Genomic DNA, 24,138 nt, shown 5'->3' on the forward strand with positions numbered 1-24,138 from the left:
TATGCTTTTCAATGTTTATTTTTCTAAGGGAATTTGAAGAGTGAGGGTAAAACTCAAATAATTATATTTATTCGATTGCTCATTTATAGTTGGTGAAGAAACTACCCCCAAAAAAAAGACGTGACATGGAAATGATCGCCCGGGGCGATCCTTCCTATCACGTCTTTTTGTCGTAGACTACCCTTTATTCAGCAGCCGATAAAGCGTGAGCGCCAATTGAATCTGGAATAGCTCGTCTGCGTTTTTTAAGCTGGAATTCAGCAGCTCTTTGATTTTGTCGATGCGATAGATAAAGGTGTTGCGGTGGATGAACATCGCCTTGGCCGCTTCCGTCACGTTCTGGTTGTGCATGAAATAGTATTCCAGCGTGGAGATGAAGCTGGTGTTGAACGTTTGGTCATGGTGATGGATGACGCCAAGTGTGTTGTGGAAGAACTCCTCCATCTCGGCAGGCTTGATATTGGAATCGAGAAAATGATAGACGGCGTAATCTTCAAAATGAGATATGATCCGAATGTCTTTGAATCGCTGCATCAATCGCATGGCTTCCTGGGCTTCGAAGAAACTTCGATGCAGGGAAGAGAACGTTTTATACTGGCTGCCGATGCCGATTAGAAACTGTGTTTTCTTCATTTCTCGGGTCAATAGCTCGACCAGTTCATTCGCGAAGGCCTTTGTTTCATGGACCGTAACCGGAGGTTTATGCTCGTTCTTCCCGACTAATATGATGATCTGCTGGCTTCGGTAGTAACAGGTAAGCTCCCCGTTGGCTTTGCTGGACAAGCCGTGGATCAAATTGACGCACTTCTTCACCATATGCTCCAGCTCGTATTTGCGGTACACGATGTCCTTGTAGTTGTCCAGCAAGGTCGGTTCGATATGGACAACCATGCAGTAATAGGTATAGTTGATATTCAGCCCATGCAAATCCGACTGCGAATGCAGCGTCTCGGTCGAGGTGATGCTGCCGGACAACAGGTCGTCAAAGAAATCATGCCGGATTTTGAGCTTGGCTTCCTCCAGCTCTTTCGCCTTCATGCGATCGAGGGCCAGAATGGTAGAGCCGTGCTCTAACGCCAAATTATCGACTTCGGTCAGCTTGCGAACGGTTTGGAAGATGACGATGTATCCGTACACATGGCTGGACACCGAGATCGGCATGATGCGGCATTTAAAGGTTTGATGCTTGTGATCGTAGTCGCGCTGGATCGATTTCTTGATTTCGCTTACGTATGTCGGGATCGCCTCGGTAAACCCGGACGGAAAGATGGGCCTGTTCTTCTGGAGGGACAAGAACTCATGCAGCGGCGTCTTATTATCCGGATGATCTGTATAGCAGAGCAAATTCCAATCCCGATCAAGAATCAGGATCGGATTATGGACGATGTCGGCTAGCTCCGCTGAAATTTGTTCGATGCCGCCCCCTTCCAGCGGGATTTTGAACAGCGCATTATGCAGATCGAGCGATCTGCGATTCAGAGCGTCATAATCGGCATTGGTCTTCTCATTAATGATCGCGATCACCTTGGACAGCGTGTATTCAAAAGGGAGCTCCAGCAGCGGAAGCCCATACTTGTTCGACAGATCGATCATGTTTTGCGGAATTCGGTCAAAATAGCGTTTCATTTTGATGCACAGTCCCGCGCAATTGTTCGCGGCCAATTCATGAATGACCCGATTCTGCAGCTCCTCGCTATCTTTAAAAATATATCCGGTGGATAAGAGCAGCTCATTCGAAGCCAGCCAATCGAATACATCCGGATTTTCAATAATGTTCACAATGGATATTTGGTGATCGATTCCTGCTGTGCCTGCAACGAGCTTAATGCCCTCGATCGCTTGGATCTGAAGGATGTCCCTGATGGTTAGCATTCTTTAACACCCACCTTTGTTTTTCGATCTTCATTGTGCAATGTGCACAGCGAATACGGCATGTTTTTAGTTTCGCTGTACAATGACCGGAGCATCTCCCTGGATTACAATAAGGGTGTCAGGAGCGGTTTGTAACTTTAACTGTGATATAATTCACAAAATATCCTTTTGACCGTGGAAAGCTATTCACCTGTTATATGTTCTACGTTTATATACCGGCTGAATTTGAATTCAGTATAGCATTTAAATTCCTTTATCTACAACCGAATGCATGGCGGTTTCAAGGTGAATGAAGCATTCAAAGGGATAGCCTGACGCAGGGCGTTACCTGCCCATTCGTTAGTGAAGGAGGCGATAAAACGGGAAGTTACGGGAAGATAGCGAAGACGGAGTCCGTTTCTATTGTAAGCGCCGCCATCTCGTGCGACGCGGAGTTTCTTCAAGACATGAGCAGCTTGAAATGGGATGGGTACGTACACAGTATTTTTGACCGAACAGTGAACCTGCAATGCCGGACGAACGATGAATTATACACGATTGCCAATCGTCAGATGGACAATGCTCCGAATACGCTGATCACGGACATGGGCAGCTTTTCCAATCGGGGGCTGGTCGTTGGAGACCGGGTCTATGCGGAGCACGATCGACTATACGTCGGGAAGGCGTTGGTCCTTACGCTGCGGGACGTCCGCGTATGGAGGAGCAAGCTTCCGTCATATGCGGATGACGAGGGAGTCCTAAGGAGCAATGCAGCTGCAGCGGCTTCATTTATTGAGATTCACGGCAAGGCCGGTGGGATGAAGCGATCGGCTGAGACCGTAAACTCTATTGATCAGGAAATGGAGAGGTTGCTGAGGGAGCGCTCGACGGGACTTCTTGAAGCGCTATCCAAAGGCGAGGTCAGTCTTGCCACTCATTATGCAATTCAACTAATAGGCTTGGGTCCGGGTCTGACTCCGTCGGGCGACGATTTCTTGGTCGGATTGTTTACCGTTATGAATCTAACGGAGGGTCCGCTGTTCCAGATCCGCCATGTGTGCGAGCAAGTTGTGGCAGCAGCGGCTGATAGGAGCAATCCGATTAGCTATATGGCTTTAAAGAAAGCCGCAAGCGGCCAGGTAAGGGAATCCATTGGAGAGTTCATGCACCATATGATCCATGGCAGTAAGACTGAAGTTATACCTAGCTTATCCAGGGTACTCGATATCGGTTCTACATCAGGAACGGATATCGCGCTCGGGCTCGTGAACGGCTTGAAGCTTAGCATAGAAAGAAATGGGAGGTAAAGCATGTCGACTAAAGTTGTGATTAAAAAGAATACGTACTTTGATTCCGTTTCATTGATGTCACTGTCAACCAAAGCGAATCAATTGGAAGGCGTGGATCAGGCCTTTATCGCAATGGGAACGCAGATGAACAAGGAAGTACTGGCCAATGTCGGTCTCATGACCCCGGAGCTGGAGGAAGCCAAGGGAAGCGATCTGATGATCGTCATTAAAGCGGTCTCTGAGGAATTCGTGGAAAGCGCTTACGAAGGCGTCGAAGCCCTATTTAACAGCAAGGGAAGCGAGGCAGGAAACAGTGAACTCACGTTCCCGACGATCGACTCAGCCGCGAGAAATCTTCCTTCAGCCAAGCTGGCCGTCATTTCTGTAAACGGACTGTTCGCAGCCAGAGAAGCCAGAAAGGCACTGGAGAATGATCTCCACGTCATGCTGTTCAGCGATAATGTCAGCGTGGAAGAGGAGATCGAGCTCAAGAATATGGCGCATGAGCGTGGTTTGCTCATGATGGGACCGGACTGCGGCACGGCCATCATCGGAGGCGTGGGGCTGTGCTTTGCGAATCAAGTGCGACCAGGAAGCATCGGGATCGTTGGCGCATCCGGCACGGGAAGCCAGGAGGTCAGCGTTCGGGTTCATGATTTTGGCGGCGGAATCTCCCAGCTGATCGGCACGGGTGGACGCGATTTAAGCGAACGGGTTGGCGGGATGATGATGATGGACGGCATGAGGGCGCTTAACCAAGACGAAGCAACCAAGGTCATTGTCCTGATCTCGAAGCCGCCGGCCAAGAGCGTGGAGGAGAAGGTGCTTGCCGAGATCAAGAACATGAGCAAGCCTGTCGTGGTGTGTTTTATCGGCGGAACGGAAGAAGCGGTCGTGAACGCCGGCGGACATTTTGCCAAAACAACGAAAGAAGCGGCGTTGAAAGCCGTTATCCTGTCAGGCGTAGACGAGAGTACCATCGATAAGCATCCGCTGAACCTGCCTCTCATCGAGGAGATCAAGGCCAAGCTGACGCCGGAGCAAAAATACATCCGTGGATTGTTCTGCGGCGGAACGCTGTGCGACGAAGCCATGTACCTGGCGATGGAGCAATACGAGGATGTGTACAGCAACATTCCGAAGGATCCGAAGTATCGCCTGCAGGATATCCATGTGAGCCAGGGCCACACGTTTATCGATTTTGGAGATGACGAGTTCACCAACGGCAAGCCTCACCCGATGATCGATCCTTCTTCCCGGATTGCCAGATTCAAGCAGGAAGCTAAAGATCCGTCGGTTGGCGTTATCGTAATGGATTTCGTTCTTGGATATGGAGCGCACGAGGATCCGGTCGGGGTCATGCTCCCGGCGATTGTGGAAGCCAAGCAGGCGGCCGAACAAGAAGGAAGGCATCTGGAGATTATCGGCTATGTACTGGGAACGGATCTCGATACGCCGTCTGTAGAAGACCAGTTAAATAAACTGGTATCTGCGGGAGTTACTTATGCCAGCAGCAGTACGAATACAGGGCTTCTTGCCAGAGGCTTCGTCGAGAAAGGAGTATGACATGAGCAGAATCAACGAGCTGTTTAACAGCGAGCTTCATGTACTCAATGTGGGTCTGGAAATGTTTAAAGACGATATTTTGAAACAAAAAGGGAAGGTCTCCCACCTGGAGTGGAAACCGCCGGGCGGCGGCAAGCCAGAAGTGATCGCACTGCTTGACAAGCTGGATCAGCCGGACGTTCAGGAGAAAATCGAAGCGGCGAATAAGCTGGCCGTGGAGCGGATCATCAACTCCCAGCCGGTATTGATCGGTTTCGATCAGGCGATTCATGTCGTGCCGGGCATGACCAAAAAGACGATCCTGCACGCAGGTCCGCCTATTACGTGGGAGCGAATGAGCGGTCCGATGAAGGGCGCGGTGACGGGTGCACTGGTTTTCGAAGGCTTGGCCAGCAATCTGGATGAAGCGGCGGAACTTGCGGCATCGGGGGAAATCACGTTCTCGCCATGCCATGAGCATAACTGCGTAGGCTCGATGGCCGGGGTAACCTCAGCCTCCATGTTCATGCACATCGTGGAGAACCGGACATACGGCAATATCGCGTACACAAATCTGAGCGAGCAGCTGTCCAAAATCCTGCGGATGGGCGCCAATGACGAAACGGTCATCGCCCGTCTGAACTGGATGCGAGACGTGCTGGGCCCGATGCTCCGGGATGCCATGAAGTTCTCCGAGAATGGCATCGACCTTCGCCTCATGTTGTCGCAGGCGCTTCATATGGGAGATGAATGCCATAACCGCAACAATGCCGGCACGACGCTGTTAATCCAAGCGTTAACGCCGTTGATTCTGCGGACGGACTTCCCTACCGAGCAGCAAATTGAGGTCTTTGATTTTGTGGCAAGCAGCGATTACTTCTCCGGCCCGACCTGGATGGCGCTCTGTAAATGCGCACTGGATGCGGCGCATGGGATTGAATACAGCACCATCGTGACCACCATGGCCCGCAACGGCGTCGAATTCGGCATTCGCGTCAGCGGCATGCCAGGCAATACCTGGTTCACCGGACCCGCGCAAAAGGTGGTTGGTCCCATGTTCGCAGGTTATAAGCCGGAGGATTCAGGCCTTGATATTGGCGACAGCGCGATCACGGAAACCTACGGTATCGGCGGATTTGCGATGGCAACCGCTCCGGCGATTGTGGCGCTTGTCGGCGGAACCGTGGATGAAGCCATGAATTATTCAGTCAAGATGAAGGAGATTACGACCACGGAAAATCCGAACGTCACGATTCCTTTATTGAACTTCAGCGGCATTCCAACGGGCATTGATATTCGCAAAGTGGTCCAAACCGGCATCATGCCTGTCATCAACACGGCCATCGCGCATAAAGACCCGGGAGTCGGAATGATTGGAGCGGGTATCACGCATCCTCCGGTGGATTGTTTTGAACAGGCGTTACTAGCTCTTAGCCAGCGCACGCAGTCATAGAATGGTGCCCCTTCAGGCTTGCGTTAATGCCTGAAGGGTACCTGAAGTGCTAGTTCTATAAGAGGTTGTTCAAAAAGTCCGCTTTTGATCACGAGGCAAATCGGGAAGCTGGTTCGGCATCGAATCTTGAATTCAGCCAGTCCTTCCGGTGCTCACGTACCCAAAACGTACGCTCCGCTCCTCAGTCCCTAGCTTTATCCAATCTTCTCGGTGCTGAAAACCGACCTTTTTGAACACGCACTATAAGTGTAATGATCTAAGGAGGCATTTATATGGATCAGGTACTCATGAAAATGTTATGGAAAAAAGGAGATTGGGCTGCGTTCTTCGGCTTGCTTGCCAATAATCTAACCAATCTGCTGACCATGATTTCACTTTTGATTTTTGTTGTAGGTTTTCCGGAAGATATGGTCTACGGAAGAGTAGTCCCTGCCTTCGGATTCGCTATCTTTATCGCAAGCATGGCTTACGGTTGGTTTGGATATAGGCTGGCAAAGAAAACGGGCCGCAGTGACATAACCGCACTGCCGTCAGGTCCGAGCGCCCCATCGATATTTACCGTTACTTTTCTGGTGCTGATTCCGGTATTCCGACAGACCAATGATGCAACGTTTGCGCTGCAGATCGGTCTGGTATGGTGCTTCTTCGAAGCCATGATCCTGGTTGTGGGTTCCTTCTTGGGCGATTTGCTCCGAAAAGTAATTCCAAGAACCGTTCTCTTGTCCTGTTTGTCCGGCCTTGGATTGCTGCTGCTTGCCATGAACCCGATGCTGCAATCATTCGAAACACCGATTGTCGCTTTTATCGTACTGGTTATCATCTTTATCAACTGGTTTGGTAAATCTCCAATATTCAAAAAAATCCCGACCGGTTTTCTGCTCCTAATTGCCGGTACCGTCCTGGCTTGGGTATTCGGATTGCAAAATCCAGAAGCGATTACGACGGCGTTGTCTACACTGGGCTTTAATCCGCCTGAAGTTCACATTACAAGCCTGTTCCAAGGAATCCCTCATGCGCTGCCGTACCTGGCATCGGCTATTCCTCTGGGTCTCGCCAACTATATTTTTGACTTGGAAAATATCGAGAGTGCGCATGCGGCCGGAGATCCTTACAATACCCGGAACGTCATGCTGACGAACGGTGTGGCTTCCAGTATCGGCGCATTCACAGGCAACCCGTTCCCGGTTACCGTGTACATTGGGCACGCCGGTTGGAAATCCATCGGCGCAGGCCTTGGGTATACGATTGCATCCGGCTTTGCCATGTTAATCATCTCGCTCTTTGGAATTGGAGCGTTGCTCCTGTCCATCATTCCGGTTGTCGCGATTGTACCGATCCTGGTCTATGTCGGCGTGGTCACGGCCAATCAGGTTGTCCGTGAGACGCCTAAGAATGAAGTGCCCGTTATCTTCATCACTTTATTCCCTTGGATCGCCAACTGGGCTTTAACGCTTGCCAATAACATCTTTAACGCCGCTGAGACGACGGCTTCCAAGGTTGGCATCGATTTGTTGTTAAGCAAAGGCGTTTATTATAACGGTCTGAATCATCTGGGGAACGGCGCACCGCTCAGCAGTTTGATCTGGGGCTCAATTGCCATCTTCGCCATCCTGAATAAGCCGCTGCGGGCTGCCGTGTTCGCGGTCATCGCAGCCGTCCTATCCCTGTTCGGCATTATCCATGCGCCTACGGTGGGATTTGCCCAAGAAACACTGATGCCGTTCGTATACGCATACCTGATGGTTGCGGCACTGTTTGTTTATAAGCATTTTTCCGATCTACGCGATCCGGCAAACCAACTGCAGTCAGAATAATAGCGGAATATGCAGGTCCGCAAAATAAGGATTGAAACCATAAAATGAGGAGGTCACTCGATGAATGCGGAAGCAATGAATGACGAACTCATTCTGGCATGCGACCGGGGAGACTTGGCTGCGGTTGAGCAGTTATTGGAGCGTGGTGCCGATGTTCATCACAAGGACAGCCAGGGCCGGACGGCTCTAATGGCTGCAACACAGAAAAACCATGTCTCCCTTGCCCAAAAGCTAATCGAAGCCGGCAGTGACGTGAATGCAAGAGACATCACCATGTTAACCCCATATCTGTGTGCAGGAGCTAACGGTTTTCATGAAATCCTGCGGATGACTATTCACGGAGGAGCGGATATCACAAGCGTGAACCGGTTTGGGGGAACAACGCTGCTGCCTTCAAGCGAAAAGGGATATTTAAGAACCGTTCAGATTTGCTTGGAAGCAGGCGTTGCCGTTAATCATGTGAATAATCTGGGATGGTCTGCGCTGTTGGAGGCGGTTATTCTCGGGAACGGGGGGCGGCTGTACTCTGATATCATTCAGCTTTTGGTTGAAGCAGGGGCCGACGTGCATTTGAAGGATCGTGACGGAAAGTCTTCCCTCCAGCATGCTGTAGAGATGAAGCAGCATAAGGTAATCAAGATTCTCAACAAACAAGGCGTAAGTTTCCCAGGCAGCATCCAAAGAGCGAAAGAGCTGGCTAGGGAAGAGAAATATGAGGAAGCCATCTCGATCATAGACAACGCGCTGGGGGAAGAGGGGAATCCTGCCGACCTCTACTACTACAAGGGCTATTTTTCCGGAGAATTAGGACGTTATGACGAGGCTCTGGCAGCTTATCATCAAGCGCTGTCGCTTGATCTCGGCGATCTCGACTTCTATTTCTATACCGCCAATGCTTATCGGATGATGAAGCGTCCTGAAGAAGCCATTGCCGAATATGATAAAGCGATTGAGCGGAAGCCGGAGGAAACGTTCTACCGCTATCATAAATCCAATTATTTAAGAGAATTGGGCAGGCACGAGGAAGCCGTCATCGTGATGGATCTGCTGTTAGCCCAGCAGCCTTGGCGTTATGATTTCTCATTTCACAAGGCGAACAGCCTGAGATCGCTCGGTAAACACCAAGAGGCTGCCGATGCGATAGATCATGCAATCATGCATGATCGCACCAATGCGCTATATCATTACCATAAGGGCCAATCCTTAAATTTGCTTGGTAACTATGAGGCGGCGATGGAGCAGATTGACCAGGCAATCGAATACGGTCCGGATCATGCGGATTATTACTGTGAGAAGGTTTGCAGCCTGCTGGAGCTTAAACGGACGGAGGAGGCCATGGCGCTTATAGAACGTGTGCTTACGGTTCATCCGAACCATGGCAGAGCCGAAGGATTGAAAGAAAAAGCAACGGCTGCCGCACGAAAATAATTCTGCAGAATCAATGCCTCTTTTCGGAATTTTCCACAGCCTCGGGCACGATAGGGATGAATTGGATACTAAACGCTATAGCTTGTTATGTCCCCGCGCCTTACGGCTCGTCATAGAGGATCACGCAGCTGGAGCAATCGGCTGAACGACCAGGAGGATTGTCATGAATAAATTTGTAGTTGTAGCCATTGGCGGAAATTCGTTAGTGAAGGATAAGGGTCGCGAGTCGATTAAGGATCAGTACGAAGCGGTATGCGAAATTGCAGCCAACATTGCGGATATGGTGCAAGCCGGCGTCAACGTGGTCGTTACGCACGGAAACGGGCCGCAGGTAGGCTTCGAGCTGAGAAGGAGCGAGGTGGCTTCCGAGGTCATCGGCATGAATGCTGTTCCGCTCGTGAACTGCGTGGCGGATACGCAGGGTGGCATCGGCTACCAAATTCAGCAGGCGTTAACGAATGAATTCATCCACCGCCGCATCACGAAAAAGGTAGCAACCATCATCACGCAGGTTGAGGTCAGCGAAGCCGACCATAACTTCCGCGAGCCTTCGAAACCGGTGGGTTCCTTCTTCACCCTGGAACAAGCCGAGGAATTGAAGCGCGAGCATCCTGAGTGGGTGATGATTGAGGATTCGGGCCGGGGATATCGAAGGGTTGTTCCTTCGCCTGCGCCCATTGATATTGTCGAGAAGGATGCCATCCGTTCGCTGATCGAGTCCGGCTGTATCGTGATAGCCGTCGGCGGAGGAGGCATTCCCGTCATCAAGACGAAGGAGCATACCTACGAAGGCATCGATGCGGTGATCGATAAGGATTTTGCCACAAGTTTATTGGCAGAACAGGTGGATGCGGAAACGCTGATTATCACAACGGGCGTGCCCCAAGTATTCGTGAATTTCGGTACGCCGGATCAGAAGGCGCTCGAAGAAGTCACCGTTGACGAGATTAAACAGTATGTGAAAGAGGGGCATTTTCCAAAAGGCAGCATGCTCCCCAAAATTGAGGCGAGTCTCAATTTTCTAAAGAAGCCGGGACGCAGAGTTATCATTACGAACCCGGAAAGCTTAAGCGATGCCATCAGGAAACAGGCCGGCACTCATATTGTGAGTTAATGGCGCAAGCGGTTGGCTAATGAACCGCCATATCCACGTTTTTAGAACGAAGACCCGAGAGAGGGATACTTTGAAAAAAGTGCCTCTCTCGGGTTCTTTGCGTTTATATTAATAAATTACGCTTTCAAATAATTAAAAAGAGGAAAAAACACCATATATTCGAATATACTCTAGAAACCATAAGAAGAGAGGGATACGCTGATGAATATGCAGACGCTAGCAGAGAAAACGAGTGCCGGCTTGTTTAACGATATCCTAAAACGTGACTTTTCGCAGGACATGATTTCTGAATTGGAACAGATGAACGCAGTCCAATTGGAAAACAAATTGAAAGACACACTAGCAGTGCCGATAAGCATATCCAAGCTAAAGGTATTCGAATATCTTCAACTGTATTATTCAGCATCTTGGCAGAATCTCTTCATGGAGCTGCATATGCCCCGTGCTATAAGTCTTTTGGAAGTCGGCGCAGGCGATGTCATTTACATTCCAAAGGCTGTAGACGCCTATTCCCATGAAGCGGGGTCCTATGTGACGGCCAACCTCAACAGGGACCTGACACGAAATTTTCAGGAGAAAACGAAAGGAATGGACGTCAACATACGGGTTGTTGGGGACGATGCCGCCAATATCGGTTTATATTATCCAGAGTCCTCTTTTGACGTTGTCGCTTTTCATCATGCCATTAATGATATCATTCAGACCATTATCGCCAACCGCGAGGGCATAGATACCGAAAATCAGGATTGGTGGTCAATCGAACCTCAAATGCTGCAAGCTGTGATGGAGTATCATCGCAAAGGTACGCTAAAAGATGCAGCGTATCAGGCGTTTATCCAAATCATAGACACAAGCTGTAAGCAGTTAAAAAGCGGAGGATACATGATATTCGATAACATTACCTATGCCGGATATGATGAAATGGGGTATTCCTCCGAATTTCACAACGACTATATACAACTGGCTAGAAGCTGGATCAGCGAAGCGAATCTAGGTCTGGAAGAGATCGAAGTCGATTCGTATGATAAACAATGGTGGATGATATGGAGAAAAGTATGATGAACCGCGCCTGGTTGAAAAAGGAAATGTTGCCGGCAATAATAGAATGGGGCTCCAATTCCAAATCTATGTAATTGTCAGGAGTTGATACAGTAGTGAGTAAGCCGGTTATGCAGGTCGCTCTGGTCGTCGGACCGGATTGCGATATGGAGAGCCAAGCCGTAAGAGCGGCTCTGGAGTATTTCGGGGTACGCGTTTTTACATATTGGATCGGAAGGCCGAATGATCTGATCTCCGTTTTGTCAGGGGATGATATATATGAAGGCACCGATATGATCTTGTTGAACTTTCATGGGGATGAAGGCAGCTTGATCATGCCGGAGCTCGGCGAAGAGGTATACGAGGAGGATGAGCCGAAGGGCGGCTTCGGGCCTGCCGAAATTAAGCGTTATGCGAAGCTGGACGGGAAGACGGTGATCGCGAACGGCTGCTCGCTGGGGGATCCGGCACTGGCCGACGCCTTCCTGGAGAAGGGCTGCAGGATGTATATCGGGCCGGATGACTATCCGGAAGGCAACGATGCGCTGATGTTCGTTCTCCGGCTGTTCTATGAGATCGTTCAGCAGGGACGGGACGTGAAGGAAGCCTTTGCGCAAGCGGTGGCAATGCGTGGTGAGCTATCCATGTACCGGCTGTATGAACGACAGGAATCATAGATAAAGATTCTACACCCCTGCTCAAGCCTAGCAGGGGTGTGTGCAAATATATAAGTGCGATAGAGTACCTCTAGTATCTAGATTACCCTAATCTATCCATTCTTCTCCTCGAAATATTCCTGATACTGACTCGGCGTGACATGGGCGTACTTTTTGAAGATGCTTATAAAATACTTGTAGTCGCTAAATCCGATATCCTGCGCGATGGTATAGACTTTGTTATCGCCTGACTTCAGTAAATCGATCGATTTCTGAATGCGATAGCGATTGAGAAACTCGTTGAAGGTGTAGCTGGTCTCTGCCTTGAATTTCTGGTTCAGGTAATAGGCGCTTAAGCCGATCTCCTCCACGAGGTCATGAATGCTGATCTTCTTGGCATAGTTCTCCTGTACATATGCGATCATTTTGGCCACGTATTTGGAGGTCTTGGTTTCCTTCTCCAGAAATTTGCTGTTTAGAATCTCTTCCTTTTCCTGCGGATGATTCGAGATCACTTCATATTTGCGGATTAAATCCACTTTGGCTTTGGCTGATTCGAGTGCCGCTACCAGCTGCTCATCCTCTAAGGGCTTCACCAGGAACTCGGTGACGCCTAACTGGAGTGCCTGCTTCGCAAGGTGGAATTCATTATAACCGGAGATAATGATGCTGCTGAAGGTATGCTCCTGCAAACCTTCCCGAATCATTGAAATGCCGTCCTTGATCGGCATGGTGATGTCGGTAATGACGATATCCGGCTTCAGCTCGCAGATCTTCTCGTAGCCATCCTGCCCGTTCAGTCCTTCTTCAATGACGATGCAATCGTATTGAAGCCAATCGATGCTGAACCGTATCCCCCTGCGAATCATATCTTCATCTTCGACCAGCAGTACTTTAAACATGATATTCACTCCATTCGTAAGGAATTGTAAGTGCCACGCAGGTACCTTTTCCTTGCGCGCTGTCAATGTGAATGCCGGATTCTTCGCCATATAAAAGCACTAAACGACGATGAACGTTGTACAGACCGATATGCTGCGTCGTATTCGTCTGACTTTGCAGAATCTGATTCACTTCCTGCAGGGTCTGCTCACTCATGCCTTGCCCGTTGTCGCGAACTTCCAGAATGAGCTTGCCGGTTGATGTGTAGATGTTGATCTCAATCAGCACATCACTTTGATTCTCATATCCATATTTGATAGCGTTTTCGATAATCGGCTGCAGCAGAAGCTTGGGGACGTATACATCCAGCGTTTCCTCCGCTACGGTAATCCGATATTCCAGCCGATCATTGAACCGAATTTGCTGCAGCTTCAGGTAATCCCGTACATAATTCATGTCATTCTTCAGCTGGACATTGCGATCATGTCCGATGCTGTATCGAAGCAAGCGGGAGAGAATCAGCACGATGTCCTGGGCTTGATTCGCGTCAATCTTAATAGCATAGCGCAGGGTTTCAAGGACATTAAAAATAAAATGCGGATGGAACTGCGATTGCAGCTGCTTTACCTCAATAATCGTGCGGAGCTCCGACAGCTCTTTATTTTTCTCGATCAATTCCTTCAACCGATCCAGCATCACATTGTACTCATCGCCGAGAATTTGAAACTCGTCGTTCGTCTGAATGTCGACATAGCCATTGAAGTTTCCTTCGCGCAGCTGGGCCAAGGCATGAATTAATTTATCGATCGATTCGGAATTTCGGGTCGACATTTTGTTCGCCAGGAACTGGATCAAGACCCACAGCAGAAGGCTGGCCGCGAGGACAAAGAAAGAAACCGTATAGTAGGTGTATTGCTCCGATTTATAGGAATTCAGCGTAATGACTTGAATCGGCGTGTCAGGGATTCGCTTGGCATACATATAATATTTGCCTTCGTTCAGCAGAACATGTCCCTTGTTATCGACCTTCGGGCTGAATTTGTTGAGAACGCCTTTGGTCACATTGCTGGTCGTGGCAATGATGGTATTATGTTCATCGGTGATCATGGCGATCTCATTATTTTGTTTGAAAATCACCTTCTGAATGTCCGATTCGTACAGCTGATAGATGATATAGCCTATCGTCCGCTTGTCCTTAAGTATGGCCTTGCCAAACGTGTAACTCGTATCGCGATCATGCGAATAACGAAAGCTGTTCATTTCGGTAAGCGTGTCGCCGGGCCGCTGATCAATTCGATGAATGAGATTGCCGAAGGCAAAATTGGAATACAGTGAATCCGCCGGGGCAGAGCTTGCCAGGAAGACCCCATCCGTATTGACGATATGAAAAATGCTCTTGACCTTCTGCTGGTTGTTGAAATCATAAAATGCGGAGTACACTTGTTCGCTGCCCAAATGCGAGCTTACATAATCGATCACGGTAGGAGAGACGGCCATCCGATTAATCTCCTCGTAGTACTGCTGATAAACGCCGGATATGGACTGACTGATGGACTGGGCAGCTTCGGTCGTTTTTTGGGTTAGGTTCATTCTGCCATTAATAATCGTGAACGCCAAAAACAATACGATTAAGATGGAGAACGGGATCATCGTATAGATGCGAAATAAATGACGGGTTGATTCCTTGAAGTTGCGATAATGTGTAGGTTTCATGCTGCCCTCCATCTGCGATAAGCCCCTCGATCCTATTATACCGACTGGCGGTAGCCGCAGATCATCCAAATACATCCAAGCCGGCCTTCGTGCTGCAGGTGCCGACTTGGATGTAGTCTACTTTATGATTTCATTACATTTACATGGAAACTTCCTTTTGTCCAGAGAGCTTCAGGAAGACAAGCAGTGACACCACCGTAATGACGGTAAGAATTGTGGATAGGGCTGCCGCCACGCCGTAGTTCCCGCGAATGACCTCGGTGTATATGGCAACCGTTACGGTCTTGGTCTTGCCTGTATACAGAATGATCGAGGTGCTTAATTCGGTAATGATGGTAATCCAGCTTAGGATCGCGCCGGAGACTACGCCTGCCAGCATCATCGGAAGCGTAATCTTGAAGAACGTCTTCATCTGGGAGGCCCCCAGACTGATGGCTGCTTCCTCGATCCCATCGTTAATCTGATGCAGGATGGCTGCGCTGGATCGAATCGTATATGGCAGGCGCCGGATGACAAATGAGATGATCATGATGACGGCCGTTCCGCTTAAGGCCAGCGGCTTGTTGTTGAACGTGATCAAGAGAGCAATCCCCAGAATGGAGCCCGGGACGATATACGGGAACATCGTGAAGATATCCAGCGTATTGGTTAGCGCATTCTTTCTTCGAACGGTTACGTAAGCAATCAGTATCGCTAACAGGATAATGGCGACCAGCGACACGATGGCCAAGAAGAACGTGTTCAGAATGACCCCGCCAATATTACTGAAGGCATCCCGATAGCTTTGGAGTGAGAAGCCTTCGACGAAAATTCTGCCGTTGGATTTCAGGAATGAAGTATAGATGACGTAGAGCTGCGGCAGCAGCGCGATTAGCGTATACAGATAGATAACGGCATGAGCCGCGATATTGCCGATCCCTTTTTTCTTCTTGGTTTCAATGGGATGCAGTGCACTCATCGTAAAGGATTTACGATTGGCTACGAATTTTTGCAGCAGGAATATCGTTGTGGCGAAGAGAACGACAATGACGCTGATCGCCGCTGCAAAGCCGTCATCGCCGCCGACCTCACTGATGAACTCGTTAAAGATCAGTACAGGAACGGTCTTGTATCCCTCGCCGATCAGCATCGGCGTACCAAAATCGGCAAGCGCGCGCATGAAGACGAGCAGTCCGCCTGCCAGCAAGGTTGGCGTAATGAGCGGGAGGAGCACTTTGCGCATTTTGCCAAAGCCTGTATAACCCATGCTCTCGGCAGCTTCCATCAGCGATTGATCCATATTCTTCAGTGCACCTGATACATACATGAAAATCAGAGGGACCATCTGCAAGGTCAAGACCACTAATATCCCTGTAAATCCGTAGATATCCGGCATCGTAATGCCGAATGTGCTGCTAACGAATTTGGTAATGACGCCGCTTCTGCCCATCAGCAGGATCCAGGAGTAAGCGCCAATGAAAGGAGCCGACATCGAGGAGATCAGAATCATGACCCGAATAGCCGAACTGCCTTTAATCTTCACCGTTGCCATGATGTACGCCAGCGGCGTTGCGATAATGGCGGCAAGCAAGGTTACGCTGACGGTGACTTTCACGCTGTTGAATAGGGCGTTTAAATAGTAGGGCTTACTGAAAAACTTCGTGAAATAGGCGAGGGAAAAATCGCCTGTCGTACCGTTGTACACACTCTTGAACAGCATCGTAAACAAAGGCAGGGCCAGAAAAAGAATGTAGAACACAAAGATCAGTAACGAAATGTTGGTCCAGACATCAAATCGTTTGCGCGTCTCTCTCATAGCCGAGCGCCCCTTGTATAGTTCAGTTCACCTGTTGCATCATAAACATTAATCTTCTCTTTTTTCGCCTTGAGATAGATGACTTGACCAGGTTCAAGGATATGTGACGTTTTCGATTCCTGCGTAATCTCCACGCGTTGACCGGACGCCAAGTCCACAAAATAATGGGTGTTTTGCCCCAAAAATACGCTGTGTACAATCGTTGCTTTCATGCCGGTTTGGTCCTCGGTCAGAATGAACTCTTCCGGCCGAACCGAGATTTGAACGTTCAGAGCGGAAGCCTGAGCAAATGCATTCGGAACTTGAATGTTTGACAGTTCTTCCGAATAGCCTGAACCGAACTGCAGGGCATAGCTGCTGTCTGCCGATTTCGTTAATTTGCCCATGATAATGTTGGTACGTCCGATAAAGGTCGCAACGAATACGTTCGCAGGGCGCTGGTAAATCTCCTGTGGCGTTCCGAGATGCTGAATCACGCCGGATTTCATGACCGCAATGCGGTCGGATACCGCCATGGCTTCCTCCTGATCGTGCGTGACGTAGACGGTGGTAATCCCGACTTCTCTCTGAATGTCTTTAATTGCGTTACGCATGTCGACCCGAAGCTTGGCATCCAGGTTGGATAGAGGCTCATCCATCAGCAGGACATCCGGCCGGATCACGATCGCTCTGGCTAGCGCAACGCGCTGCTGTTGGCCGCCTGACAGGTTCTTCGGCATGCGATCTTTATAGGGCTCAATCTGAACGACCTTTAGGATGTCATCCACCTTGGCATTAATCTCCGCCTTGGATAACTTTCGATTCTCCAGTCCGAACGCGATGTTTCCATTGACGGTTAAGTGAGGGAAGATCGCATAGCTCTGAAAGACCATCCCGATATTCCGCTTGCCCGGTTCCACCTGGTTAATGACGCGATCGTTAAAATGAATGGTTCCGCCTTCAATGCTGTTGAAGCCGGCGATCATGCGCAGCAGTGTGGTCTTGCCGCACCCGGAAGGCCCGAGAAGGGTGAAGAATTCACCCTTCTTGATCTCCAGGGACAGCTCGGGAATGACGGTTGTGTCACCGTATTTTTTGATTAAGTCTTGAATGGTTATGGTTACGCTCATGGTTGTCACCTGATTCTATAGTTTATTTAACGCTAGTGAATAAATCGACATAACGCTCAACGATCTCGGATTTATGCTGGCTTACATAGTCCGTGTCTTCATCAATCATGTGGATTTCTTCGTAAGGCTTCATATGGTCTCCAAGCTTTGTGTCTTGGCGAAGCGGACGGTTCGTTAATTGCGTTCCGAACGCATCCTGTGCTTCTTGGGACAGAATGAAGTCGATGAATTTTTTGGCATTGTCCATATGCGGCGCATCTTTGATAATGGCGGATCCCGCATCCAGGAATACGGCGCCTTCTTTCGGATATACGATTTCTACCGGAGCGCCGTTCTTTACATAGGTGCTGGAAGGGTCTTCGTAGGTAAGGCCGACTACATATTCACCGTCCGCCACGCTTTTGTGAACGGCACCGGAACCGCTCGCGATTTTGCCGTCCAGGTTCTCGATCAGTTGACCGACGTAGTTCCAGCCTTGTTCGTTCTCATAATCGCCGCCCATCGCTTTCAGCATATTGGTTAACTGTGCGAAAGCAGAGCTTGAGCTTGCCGGGTCAGCGGAAGCAATCTTCCCTTTGAGCTGCGGGTTCAGCAAATCCGCATAGCCTTCGATTTTGATGTCGCCGATCAGGTTTTTGTTCACGAGCAGCACGCTGCCATCCGAGATATAAGGGGTAGCGAAGCCCGACGTATTGCGGTGGCCTTCCATTAAGTTCTTGTCTTCAGGTGATACGTAAGGCTCGTATAAAGCTTCATTTTCACGGAAACCCGCCATAGAACCACCGAACATCACGTCAGCGTATGGGTTCTGCTTCTCGGACTGTAAGCGCTTAATAATTTCGCCGGTCCCAGCCGTTACAAGCTCAACCGTAATCCCGGTCTGCTTCTCGAACATTGGAATGATGGTTTTGATAATTTCCTCGCTGTTCGGACTGTAGATGACGAGCTTATTCGACGATCCCGAATCGGAATCGCTGCTTGCGCAACCGCTCAGCACCCCTATGATCAACACGCAGGTTAACAGTAAAATCGACAGCTTTTTCATGTATAATCCCCCTTGAACAAAAGTTCATTTCGTAATTGCATGTTCATTGTAGCAAGCTTGGTACCGTTTACATAATCCCATAATCCGCAAACATCGTCTAAAATTCGCAACCTAATTTGGAGTAGACAGGACCTGAATAGGTATATTTTATAGAATTATCTTAGATCGGTTAGGGCAAGATATGGTCTGGAACAACGACTGGCAAGAAGGAGCTGTTCCTATCACAATGTCGAGGGAGTGAGATGGATGGCTAATAAAAATGATCGTAATCAAAAGGTTGATTCTGATCGCGACACGACCAACATGGGTGTTGACGCTGGAGAAGCTTTAGGAACCGCGGGTGGTGGCGTCGTGGGTGCTGCTGTAGGTTCCATTCTGGGTCCAATCGGTACGATTGCTGGTGGTATCGCAGGCGCAGCATTGGGAAACAAAGCAGGCGAGACTGTGGAAAATGACGACAACGATTCAAAATAAACGGCGTTAACACTACCATCTGTACGAGTACAAATAAGAGGACCCGGGGAATCCGACGCCCTCGATAATTTGAAGCTGCATGTTTAGATAAAGAACCGCGCTCCCGCGCGGTTCTTTAATTTTTACGTATTAGTTCTATGTAGTAGTAAATTTAAACTTATCTTCGCTTGACTTACCACTACACGATGTAGTAAGTTTTAATCACTACATCGTGTAGTGATTAAGTTCGTTATGGACGCATAACGACGTAAAGAGGTGTTCACCGTGAACCAGGTTCAAAAATTATCGGATACTGAAATGGAGCTAATGGAGGTGATTTGGGAGTGTACACCGCCTGTCACATCCACCGAACTGCTAGGTCTGTTTGCCCGAAGAGGAAGAGAGTGGAAAGCGCAGACCATTTCCACCTTCCTATCGCGTTTAGTGGATAAAGGGGCACTTTCGGCTACGAGGCATGGACGGACAAATCAATATATGCCTCGCATTTCGCCTGAAGATTATAAGCTTTTGGAAGCGCAGCACGTCCTGGACGGATTATATCAAGGCTCGGTCAAAAACCTAATTTCAGCATTGTATGACGGTGAAAAGCTATCAGATGAAGATATTGCAGAGCTGAAGCAATGGTTTTCGCAAAAGTAGGGGGGCTTATGAATACTATTCTCGAATGGCTGTTTACCCTTACCGTTGCTGGAAGTGCCGTCGTAGCCTGCATTCTTGTACTGCGGATCGTATCGATCCATGCCGTTCCTACAAAGTGGCGCTATGGAATTAGCATAATGGCCGTAGGCTTTTATCTTTTGCCCGTAGTTCTTGGTATTCACTCGATTTCACCGTTTTTTATATTCGATGGAACAGCAACCGTCCCCATCGTGAACGAGTTGCCTTCAACTGTGCAACATGCGCTGCCCGGTCCATATCTAGCGACTCATCCGGAGCAGTTCATCCCAGAACAGACCATTTCAGCAAACGTAGCCCTTCCCCTCATTGTCTTATGGGCGACCGGTGCTATAACTTTTGCTGGATGGCAGATGTATTGTTACCGCAGGTTTTTAAAGAAACTAGAACATACGCGTACCACTGTGCCGATAAGCAGCGAAGCTGCCAAACAGCTCCCTTTCATCAAGGAAGCCCTTGGTATGAAAAGCAACGTCCGGCTTTTCTACAGCTCCATCATTCGGACTCCTGTTCTTGTCGGCCTGCGGAAACCCGCCATTTATCTCCCTATCGAGAATACCGTTAACGTGGACATGGTGATCCGTCATGAGTTGATCCATCTGAAACGGAAAGATTTATGGGTCAAAGCGTTTACGCTTGGAGCAAGTGCCTTACATTGGTTTAACCCCTTGGTACACATTCTTCGCAAGGACATTCACGTATGGAGTGAGCTGTCTTGTGATGAAGAGGTCGTAAAAGAGATGTCCCATGCCGAGCGAAAACGGTATGGGGAGACGATTTTAAGCGTCGTAGCAGGATCGAGGAATTTACCCGTGCAATTTTGCGCTTCCTTATCCGGTGACGGCAAACAATTAAAAAGGAGATTAATGATGATGCTTAATGTAAAGAAACAAAAAAAGAAAGCATTGTATCTCACGATAGCAGCAGTGTTCTTAGTTACTGTAATTAGCACATCAGCAGCGGCATGGGCTTCTAACAATACGCCCAGAGTCATTGGGAATGAGGAGAGTCATGCTGAAGCTCGACCAACAGAAGCGGTCCCTAAAGCGGTACCTTCTGAGACAGTGGTTGAGAATGAAGAAAGTTATGTTGAAACTCAGCCAGAAGAAACTCGTCCTGCACCTGTAGTTGAGAATGAAGGAAGCAATGTTGTAACTTATCCAACGGAAGCTCGTCCTGTAGCTGTCGTGGAGAATGACGGAAGCGATGTTGTAGATGATCCGAAAGAAACTCGTCCTGCAGCTGTAGCTGAGAATGGAAGCAGTGTTGTGGATTATCCAACGGAATCTCGTCCTGTAGCTGTTGTTGAGAATGAAGGAGACGATGTTGTAGATGATCCGAAAGAAACTCGTCCTGTAGACGAGGGCTCTAGGAAGTCTCAGCCAAACGAGACCCCCCGGGTACTTCCATTACGATAAGATCCATGACGCTTGAAGAACTAGCTGAGTATGATTTTGATAAATAAGAAACCGTCAAAAAGATGGTTTGATGCTCAAGAGTGACGAATTCAACATAAACGATGAACGTTAATTAGAAAAAACGAAAGAAGAGGGTGCTCCCTCTTCTTTCGTTTTATACAGAATGGCACCAGATCGCATTTGTAGTTGTAGCTGTAAAAGCCCGCCTATGGTACGATATGTAGGATCGGCAAGCGACCAAGCTGGCAAATCGTCATACGATCATAGACATGGGATTGGGGATAACATCTTGAAGACGTTTAAGAAAGTTTACATAGAAATCACGAGTATTTGTAATCTCGCCTGCACGTTCTGCCCGCCGACAGAGCGTAAGGCCAACTTCATTAAAGTGGAAGATTTCGCGAAAAGATTGGATGAGATCAAGCCGCACACAAGTTACATTTATCTGCATGTGAAGGGAGAGCCGCTGCTCCATCCGAAGATTGATGAGCTGCTGGATATTAGCCATGAAAAGGGGTTCAAGGTCAATATCACGACCAACGGTACGTTGATCGCGAAGAACCGGCATAAGCTGCTGGGCAAGCCAGCCTTGAGACAGATGAACTTCTCGCTCCACAGCTTCGACGGACATGTTGGTTCAACCAATCGTGAGGGATATTTGCGGGAGATACTCTCCTTTGTTCGTGCCGCGGAGGAGCATAAAGTCATCTTTTCGTTCCGTTTGTGGAATCTGACGCAGGACAACCAAACGAACCTGGAGAAGAGCCGTAACCGCCAGACACTCGAAATTTTGGAGCAGGAATTCAATCTGGACTACCGAATCGAGGAAAAGGTTGAACCCGGCGGTGGCGTGAAGGTTGCCGACCATGTCTATCTGAACCAGGATTATGAGTTCCAGTGGCCAAGTCTAACAGCGCCGGAGGATGAAGGCAAAGGCTTCTGCCATGCGCTTCGCAGCCAGGCGGCCATTCTCGTAGACGGGACGGTTGTCCCGTGCTGTCTGGACGGGGAAGGGGTCATCAATTTGGGCAATATTCATCAGAAGTCCTTCTCGGACATCGTCGATGGGGAGCGAGCGAACAACCTGGTGGACGGATTTTCACGTCGGGAAGCCGTTGAGGAATTATGCAGAAAATGCGGGTATCGGCAGCGGTTTGGGGCTTAAACAAGAGGCGGAGAAAAATTCCGCTTCTTTTTTTATACCGATGTATGGTATCCTTATATGTTATGACGTAAAGGAACGGCTTGTGGAGACTCGATCATGAGATGCCCCATGTTACGTGATGAGACAATATAGGTATTTACCTTAAAGGAGACCCCATGACATTTCAAGATTTAAATATATCCCCCGTGATTCTCAAGGCTTTGGCGAAGGAGAATTACAAGACGCCAACGCCTATTCAGGCTCAGGCGATCCCGGCTGTGTTGGCCGGCAGAGATTTGCTGGGCTGCGCGCAGACCGGAACAGGGAAGACCGCCGCTTTTTCGGTACCGATGATCCAGCTGTTGAATCAGCAACCCCCTAAACCAGGCATGGGGCGCCGCATTCGCGCCCTGGTATTGTCGCCTACCCGGGAGCTCGCCCTGCAAATTTCGGATAACGTCAAAGCCTACAGCCAGTTCACGAAGCTGCGTTCGACCGCGATTGTCGGCGGCGTTTCGCAGAAGACGCAGGAACGGGCGCTTCAGCAAGGAGCGGACATCCTCATTGCTACGCCAGGCAGACTGCTGGACCTTATGAATCAGAAGCACGTCGATTTGCAGCATGTGGAGATTTTGGTGCTGGATGAGGCCGACCGCATGCTCGATATGGGCTTTATCCATGACGTGAAGCGTATTATCGCCAAAATGCCGAGCAAAAAACAAACGCTGTTCTTCTCGGCCACGATGCCTGCGGAAATTACTCAGCTTGTCCAAACCTTGCTGCACAATCCCGTAAAAGTCGAGATCACGCCGGTCTCCTCTACGGCCGAACGGATCGAGCAATCGGTGTACCTGCTGGAAACCGGGAATAAGCAGCAGCAGTTGAATGAACTGATGAAGGACCCGTCCATCGTGTCGGCCCTGGTCTTTACCCGTACGAAGCGGGGAGCTGACCGGGTTGCGCGCGGTCTGAACAAGGTGAATATTACGGCTCAGGCCATTCACGGCGACAAATCGCAAACCAGCCGCCAGACGGCGCTCAACAATTTCAAAAGCGGGGCGACCCGCGTCCTGGTCGCGACGGATATTGCCGCTAGAGGCATTGATATCGACGAGCTGTCGCATGTCATTAACTTCAACCTACCGAACATTCCCGAGACGTACGTTCACCGGATTGGCCGGACGGGGCGGGCAGGACTGAGCGGAACGGCGATATCGTTCTGCGAAGTGGACGAGGTGCCTTTTCTCCGGGATATCGAGAAGTTAATCGGAAAGTCCATTCCCGAAGTGAAGGACCATGCCTTCCCGATGTCAGGCTCCTTAAGAGCCGCTAAGGTAGACCGATCGCCGAAATCGGGCTCGGCCAAATCCGGCAAAGCCAAGTCAGCAGCGGTTAGATCGGCTAAACCGAAGGCCGATACCACCCGTAAGCCAAAGACCGACACGGCTCGTAAGCCGAAATCAGGTGCAGCTCGTCATTCGAGCACGAATTCGGCACGTAAGCCGAAGGCGGAAGCCGTCAGTAATCCGTATTCAGAGATGGCACGTAAATTCAAATCGGAAGCTGCTCAGAAACCTATGGATGGCCAAGCCCGTAAGCGCAAGCCCGAGGGATTTAATAAAGGAAGCAAGACCGGCAGATCCTCGTAAGCAGAAATAACGATAGTGACGCAGAAAGCACCCTTTCCCACTTATG

The 24,138-nt window shown here is 49.4% G+C and carries 19 protein-coding genes; 13 read left to right on the top strand and 6 right to left on the bottom strand.

All coding sequences use genetic code 11. The annotated features are described in order from the left end of the window. Nucleotides 1–177: 177 nt before the first annotated feature. Entirely contained in the window at nt 178–1,872 is a 1,695-nt protein-coding gene (locus OHJ21_RS25645) for a PucR family transcriptional regulator (protein WP_486021531.1), read from the bottom strand. 446 nt (nt 1,873–2,318) lie between these two features. On the opposite strand from OHJ21_RS25645, the gene OHJ21_RS25650 reads away from it, so the two are divergent. The 8 genes from OHJ21_RS25650 to OHJ21_RS25685 all read left to right on the top strand — a co-directional run bounded on the left by OHJ21_RS25650 (nt 2,319) and on the right by OHJ21_RS25685 (nt 12,209). Then, entirely contained in the window at nt 2,319–3,158 is an 840-nt protein-coding gene (locus tag OHJ21_RS25650) for an oxamate carbamoyltransferase subunit AllH family protein (RefSeq protein WP_486021532.1), read from the top strand. A 3-nt stretch (nt 3,159–3,161) separates the two neighbouring features. Next, entirely contained in the window at nt 3,162–4,706 is a 1,545-nt protein-coding gene (gene fdrA / locus OHJ21_RS25655; RefSeq protein ID WP_486021533.1) for an acyl-CoA synthetase FdrA, read from the top strand. A 1-nt stretch (nt 4,707) separates the two neighbouring features. Next, the gene (locus OHJ21_RS25660) at nt 4,708–6,138 is read left to right on the top strand and encodes a YlbE family protein (RefSeq protein WP_394058839.1); all 1,431 of its coding nucleotides are present in this window, start codon (nt 4,708–4,710) and stop codon (nt 6,136–6,138) included. Nucleotides 6,139–6,410: 272 nt separating this feature from the next. Next, a complete protein-coding gene (locus tag OHJ21_RS25665; RefSeq protein WP_100540444.1) occupies nt 6,411–7,952 on the top strand; it encodes a xanthine permease in 1,542 nt (513 codons plus the stop codon). A 60-nt stretch (nt 7,953–8,012) separates the two neighbouring features. After that, complete coding sequence (locus OHJ21_RS25670) at nt 8,013–9,380, top strand: ankyrin repeat domain-containing protein (protein ID WP_486021534.1); 1,368 nt, start codon at nt 8,013–8,015, stop codon at nt 9,378–9,380. A 163-nt stretch (nt 9,381–9,543) separates the two neighbouring features. Then, nucleotides 9,544–10,494, top strand: a complete 951-nt coding sequence (locus OHJ21_RS25675; protein ID WP_100540446.1) for a carbamate kinase — start codon at nt 9,544–9,546, stop codon at nt 10,492–10,494. A 201-nt stretch (nt 10,495–10,695) separates the two neighbouring features. Then, entirely contained in the window at nt 10,696–11,553 is an 858-nt protein-coding gene (locus tag OHJ21_RS25680) for a hypothetical protein (RefSeq protein WP_486021535.1), read from the top strand. A 95-nt stretch (nt 11,554–11,648) separates the two neighbouring features. Then, the gene (locus OHJ21_RS25685) at nt 11,649–12,209 is read left to right on the top strand and encodes a delta-aminolevulinic acid dehydratase (protein ID WP_326117341.1); all 561 of its coding nucleotides are present in this window, start codon (nt 11,649–11,651) and stop codon (nt 12,207–12,209) included. A 92-nt stretch (nt 12,210–12,301) separates the two neighbouring features. On the opposite strand, the gene OHJ21_RS25690 is transcribed toward OHJ21_RS25685, so the two are convergent. The 5 genes from OHJ21_RS25690 to OHJ21_RS25710 all read right to left on the bottom strand — a co-directional run bounded on the left by OHJ21_RS25690 (nt 12,302) and on the right by OHJ21_RS25710 (nt 18,732). Then, nucleotides 12,302–13,090, bottom strand: coding sequence for a response regulator transcription factor (locus OHJ21_RS25690; RefSeq protein ID WP_326115894.1), 789 nt, complete (start codon nt 13,088–13,090; stop codon nt 12,302–12,304). Next, nucleotides 13,083–14,783: a sensor histidine kinase gene (locus OHJ21_RS25695; RefSeq protein WP_486021536.1), complete on the bottom strand. Its 1,701-nt coding sequence runs from the start codon at nt 14,781–14,783 to the stop codon at nt 13,083–13,085. Before OHJ21_RS25695 ends, OHJ21_RS25690 begins: the two co-directional genes overlap by 8 nt. 139 nt (nt 14,784–14,922) lie before the next feature. Beyond that, the gene (locus OHJ21_RS25700; RefSeq protein WP_486021537.1) at nt 14,923–16,578 is read right to left on the bottom strand and encodes an ABC transporter permease; all 1,656 of its coding nucleotides are present in this window, start codon (nt 16,576–16,578) and stop codon (nt 14,923–14,925) included. Beyond that, nucleotides 16,575–17,687, bottom strand: a complete 1,113-nt coding sequence (locus tag OHJ21_RS25705; RefSeq protein ID WP_486021538.1) for an ABC transporter ATP-binding protein — start codon at nt 17,685–17,687, stop codon at nt 16,575–16,577. Before OHJ21_RS25705 ends, OHJ21_RS25700 begins: the two co-directional genes overlap by 4 nt. A gap of 22 nt (nt 17,688–17,709) precedes the next feature. Next, entirely contained in the window at nt 17,710–18,732 is a 1,023-nt protein-coding gene (locus OHJ21_RS25710) for an ABC transporter substrate-binding protein (RefSeq protein WP_486021539.1), read from the bottom strand. A gap of 246 nt (nt 18,733–18,978) precedes the next feature. Here OHJ21_RS25710 and OHJ21_RS25715 point away from each other — a divergent pair, with 246 nt between their 5' ends. The 5 genes from OHJ21_RS25715 (at nt 18,979) to OHJ21_RS25735 (ending at nt 24,092) form a co-directional block, all read left to right on the top strand. Then, nucleotides 18,979–19,206, top strand: a complete 228-nt coding sequence (locus OHJ21_RS25715) for a hypothetical protein (protein ID WP_100540453.1) — start codon at nt 18,979–18,981, stop codon at nt 19,204–19,206. A 264-nt stretch (nt 19,207–19,470) separates the two neighbouring features. After that, entirely contained in the window at nt 19,471–19,845 is a 375-nt protein-coding gene (locus OHJ21_RS25720) for a BlaI/MecI/CopY family transcriptional regulator (RefSeq protein WP_100540454.1), read from the top strand. 8 nt (nt 19,846–19,853) lie between these two features. Next, nucleotides 19,854–21,299 (top strand): M56 family metallopeptidase, encoded by a 1,446-nt coding sequence (locus tag OHJ21_RS25725; protein ID WP_486021540.1) that lies wholly within the window; start codon nt 19,854–19,856, stop codon nt 21,297–21,299. Nucleotides 21,300–21,588: 289 nt separating this feature from the next. Next, nucleotides 21,589–22,464: a radical SAM/SPASM domain-containing protein gene (locus tag OHJ21_RS25730; protein ID WP_100540837.1), complete on the top strand. Its 876-nt coding sequence runs from the start codon at nt 21,589–21,591 to the stop codon at nt 22,462–22,464. 155 nt (nt 22,465–22,619) lie between these two features. Further along, nucleotides 22,620–24,092, top strand: a complete 1,473-nt coding sequence (locus OHJ21_RS25735; protein WP_326115885.1) for a DEAD/DEAH box helicase — start codon at nt 22,620–22,622, stop codon at nt 24,090–24,092. The last annotated feature ends 46 nt before the right edge of the window (nt 24,093–24,138 follow it).

The organism is Virgibacillus sp. LDC1 (genome assembly GCF_025792345.1).
Lineage (GTDB): Bacteria > Bacillota > Bacilli > Paenibacillales > Paenibacillaceae > Paenibacillus_AQ > Paenibacillus_AQ lautus.

Excerpts from the sequence above, each read along its gene's own strand:
- OHJ21_RS25645 (WP_486021531.1), bottom strand. The coding sequence starts at position 1,872 with ATGCTAACCATCAGGGACATCCTTCAGATCCAAGCGATCGAGGGCATT.
- OHJ21_RS25650 (WP_486021532.1), top strand. The coding sequence starts at position 2,319 with ATGAGCAGCTTGAAATGGGATGGGTACGTACACAGTATTTTTGACCGA.
- fdrA (WP_486021533.1), top strand. The coding sequence starts at position 3,162 with ATGTCGACTAAAGTTGTGATTAAAAAGAATACGTACTTTGATTCCGTT.
- OHJ21_RS25660 (WP_394058839.1), top strand. The coding sequence starts at position 4,708 with ATGAGCAGAATCAACGAGCTGTTTAACAGCGAGCTTCATGTACTCAAT.
- OHJ21_RS25665 (WP_100540444.1), top strand. The coding sequence starts at position 6,411 with ATGGATCAGGTACTCATGAAAATGTTATGGAAAAAAGGAGATTGGGCT.
- OHJ21_RS25670 (WP_486021534.1), top strand. The coding sequence starts at position 8,013 with ATGAATGCGGAAGCAATGAATGACGAACTCATTCTGGCATGCGACCGG.
- OHJ21_RS25675 (WP_100540446.1), top strand. The coding sequence starts at position 9,544 with ATGAATAAATTTGTAGTTGTAGCCATTGGCGGAAATTCGTTAGTGAAG.
- OHJ21_RS25680 (WP_486021535.1), top strand. The coding sequence starts at position 10,696 with ATGAATATGCAGACGCTAGCAGAGAAAACGAGTGCCGGCTTGTTTAAC.
- OHJ21_RS25690 (WP_326115894.1), bottom strand. The coding sequence starts at position 13,090 with ATGTTTAAAGTACTGCTGGTCGAAGATGAAGATATGATTCGCAGGGGG.
- OHJ21_RS25695 (WP_486021536.1), bottom strand. The coding sequence starts at position 14,783 with ATGAAACCTACACATTATCGCAACTTCAAGGAATCAACCCGTCATTTA.
- OHJ21_RS25700 (WP_486021537.1), bottom strand. The coding sequence starts at position 16,578 with ATGAGAGAGACGCGCAAACGATTTGATGTCTGGACCAACATTTCGTTA.
- OHJ21_RS25705 (WP_486021538.1), bottom strand. The coding sequence starts at position 17,687 with ATGAGCGTAACCATAACCATTCAAGACTTAATCAAAAAATACGGTGAC.
- OHJ21_RS25710 (WP_486021539.1), bottom strand. The coding sequence starts at position 18,732 with ATGAAAAAGCTGTCGATTTTACTGTTAACCTGCGTGTTGATCATAGGG.
- OHJ21_RS25715 (WP_100540453.1), top strand. The coding sequence starts at position 18,979 with ATGGCTAATAAAAATGATCGTAATCAAAAGGTTGATTCTGATCGCGAC.
- OHJ21_RS25725 (WP_486021540.1), top strand. The coding sequence starts at position 19,854 with ATGAATACTATTCTCGAATGGCTGTTTACCCTTACCGTTGCTGGAAGT.
- OHJ21_RS25735 (WP_326115885.1), top strand. The coding sequence starts at position 22,620 with ATGACATTTCAAGATTTAAATATATCCCCCGTGATTCTCAAGGCTTTG.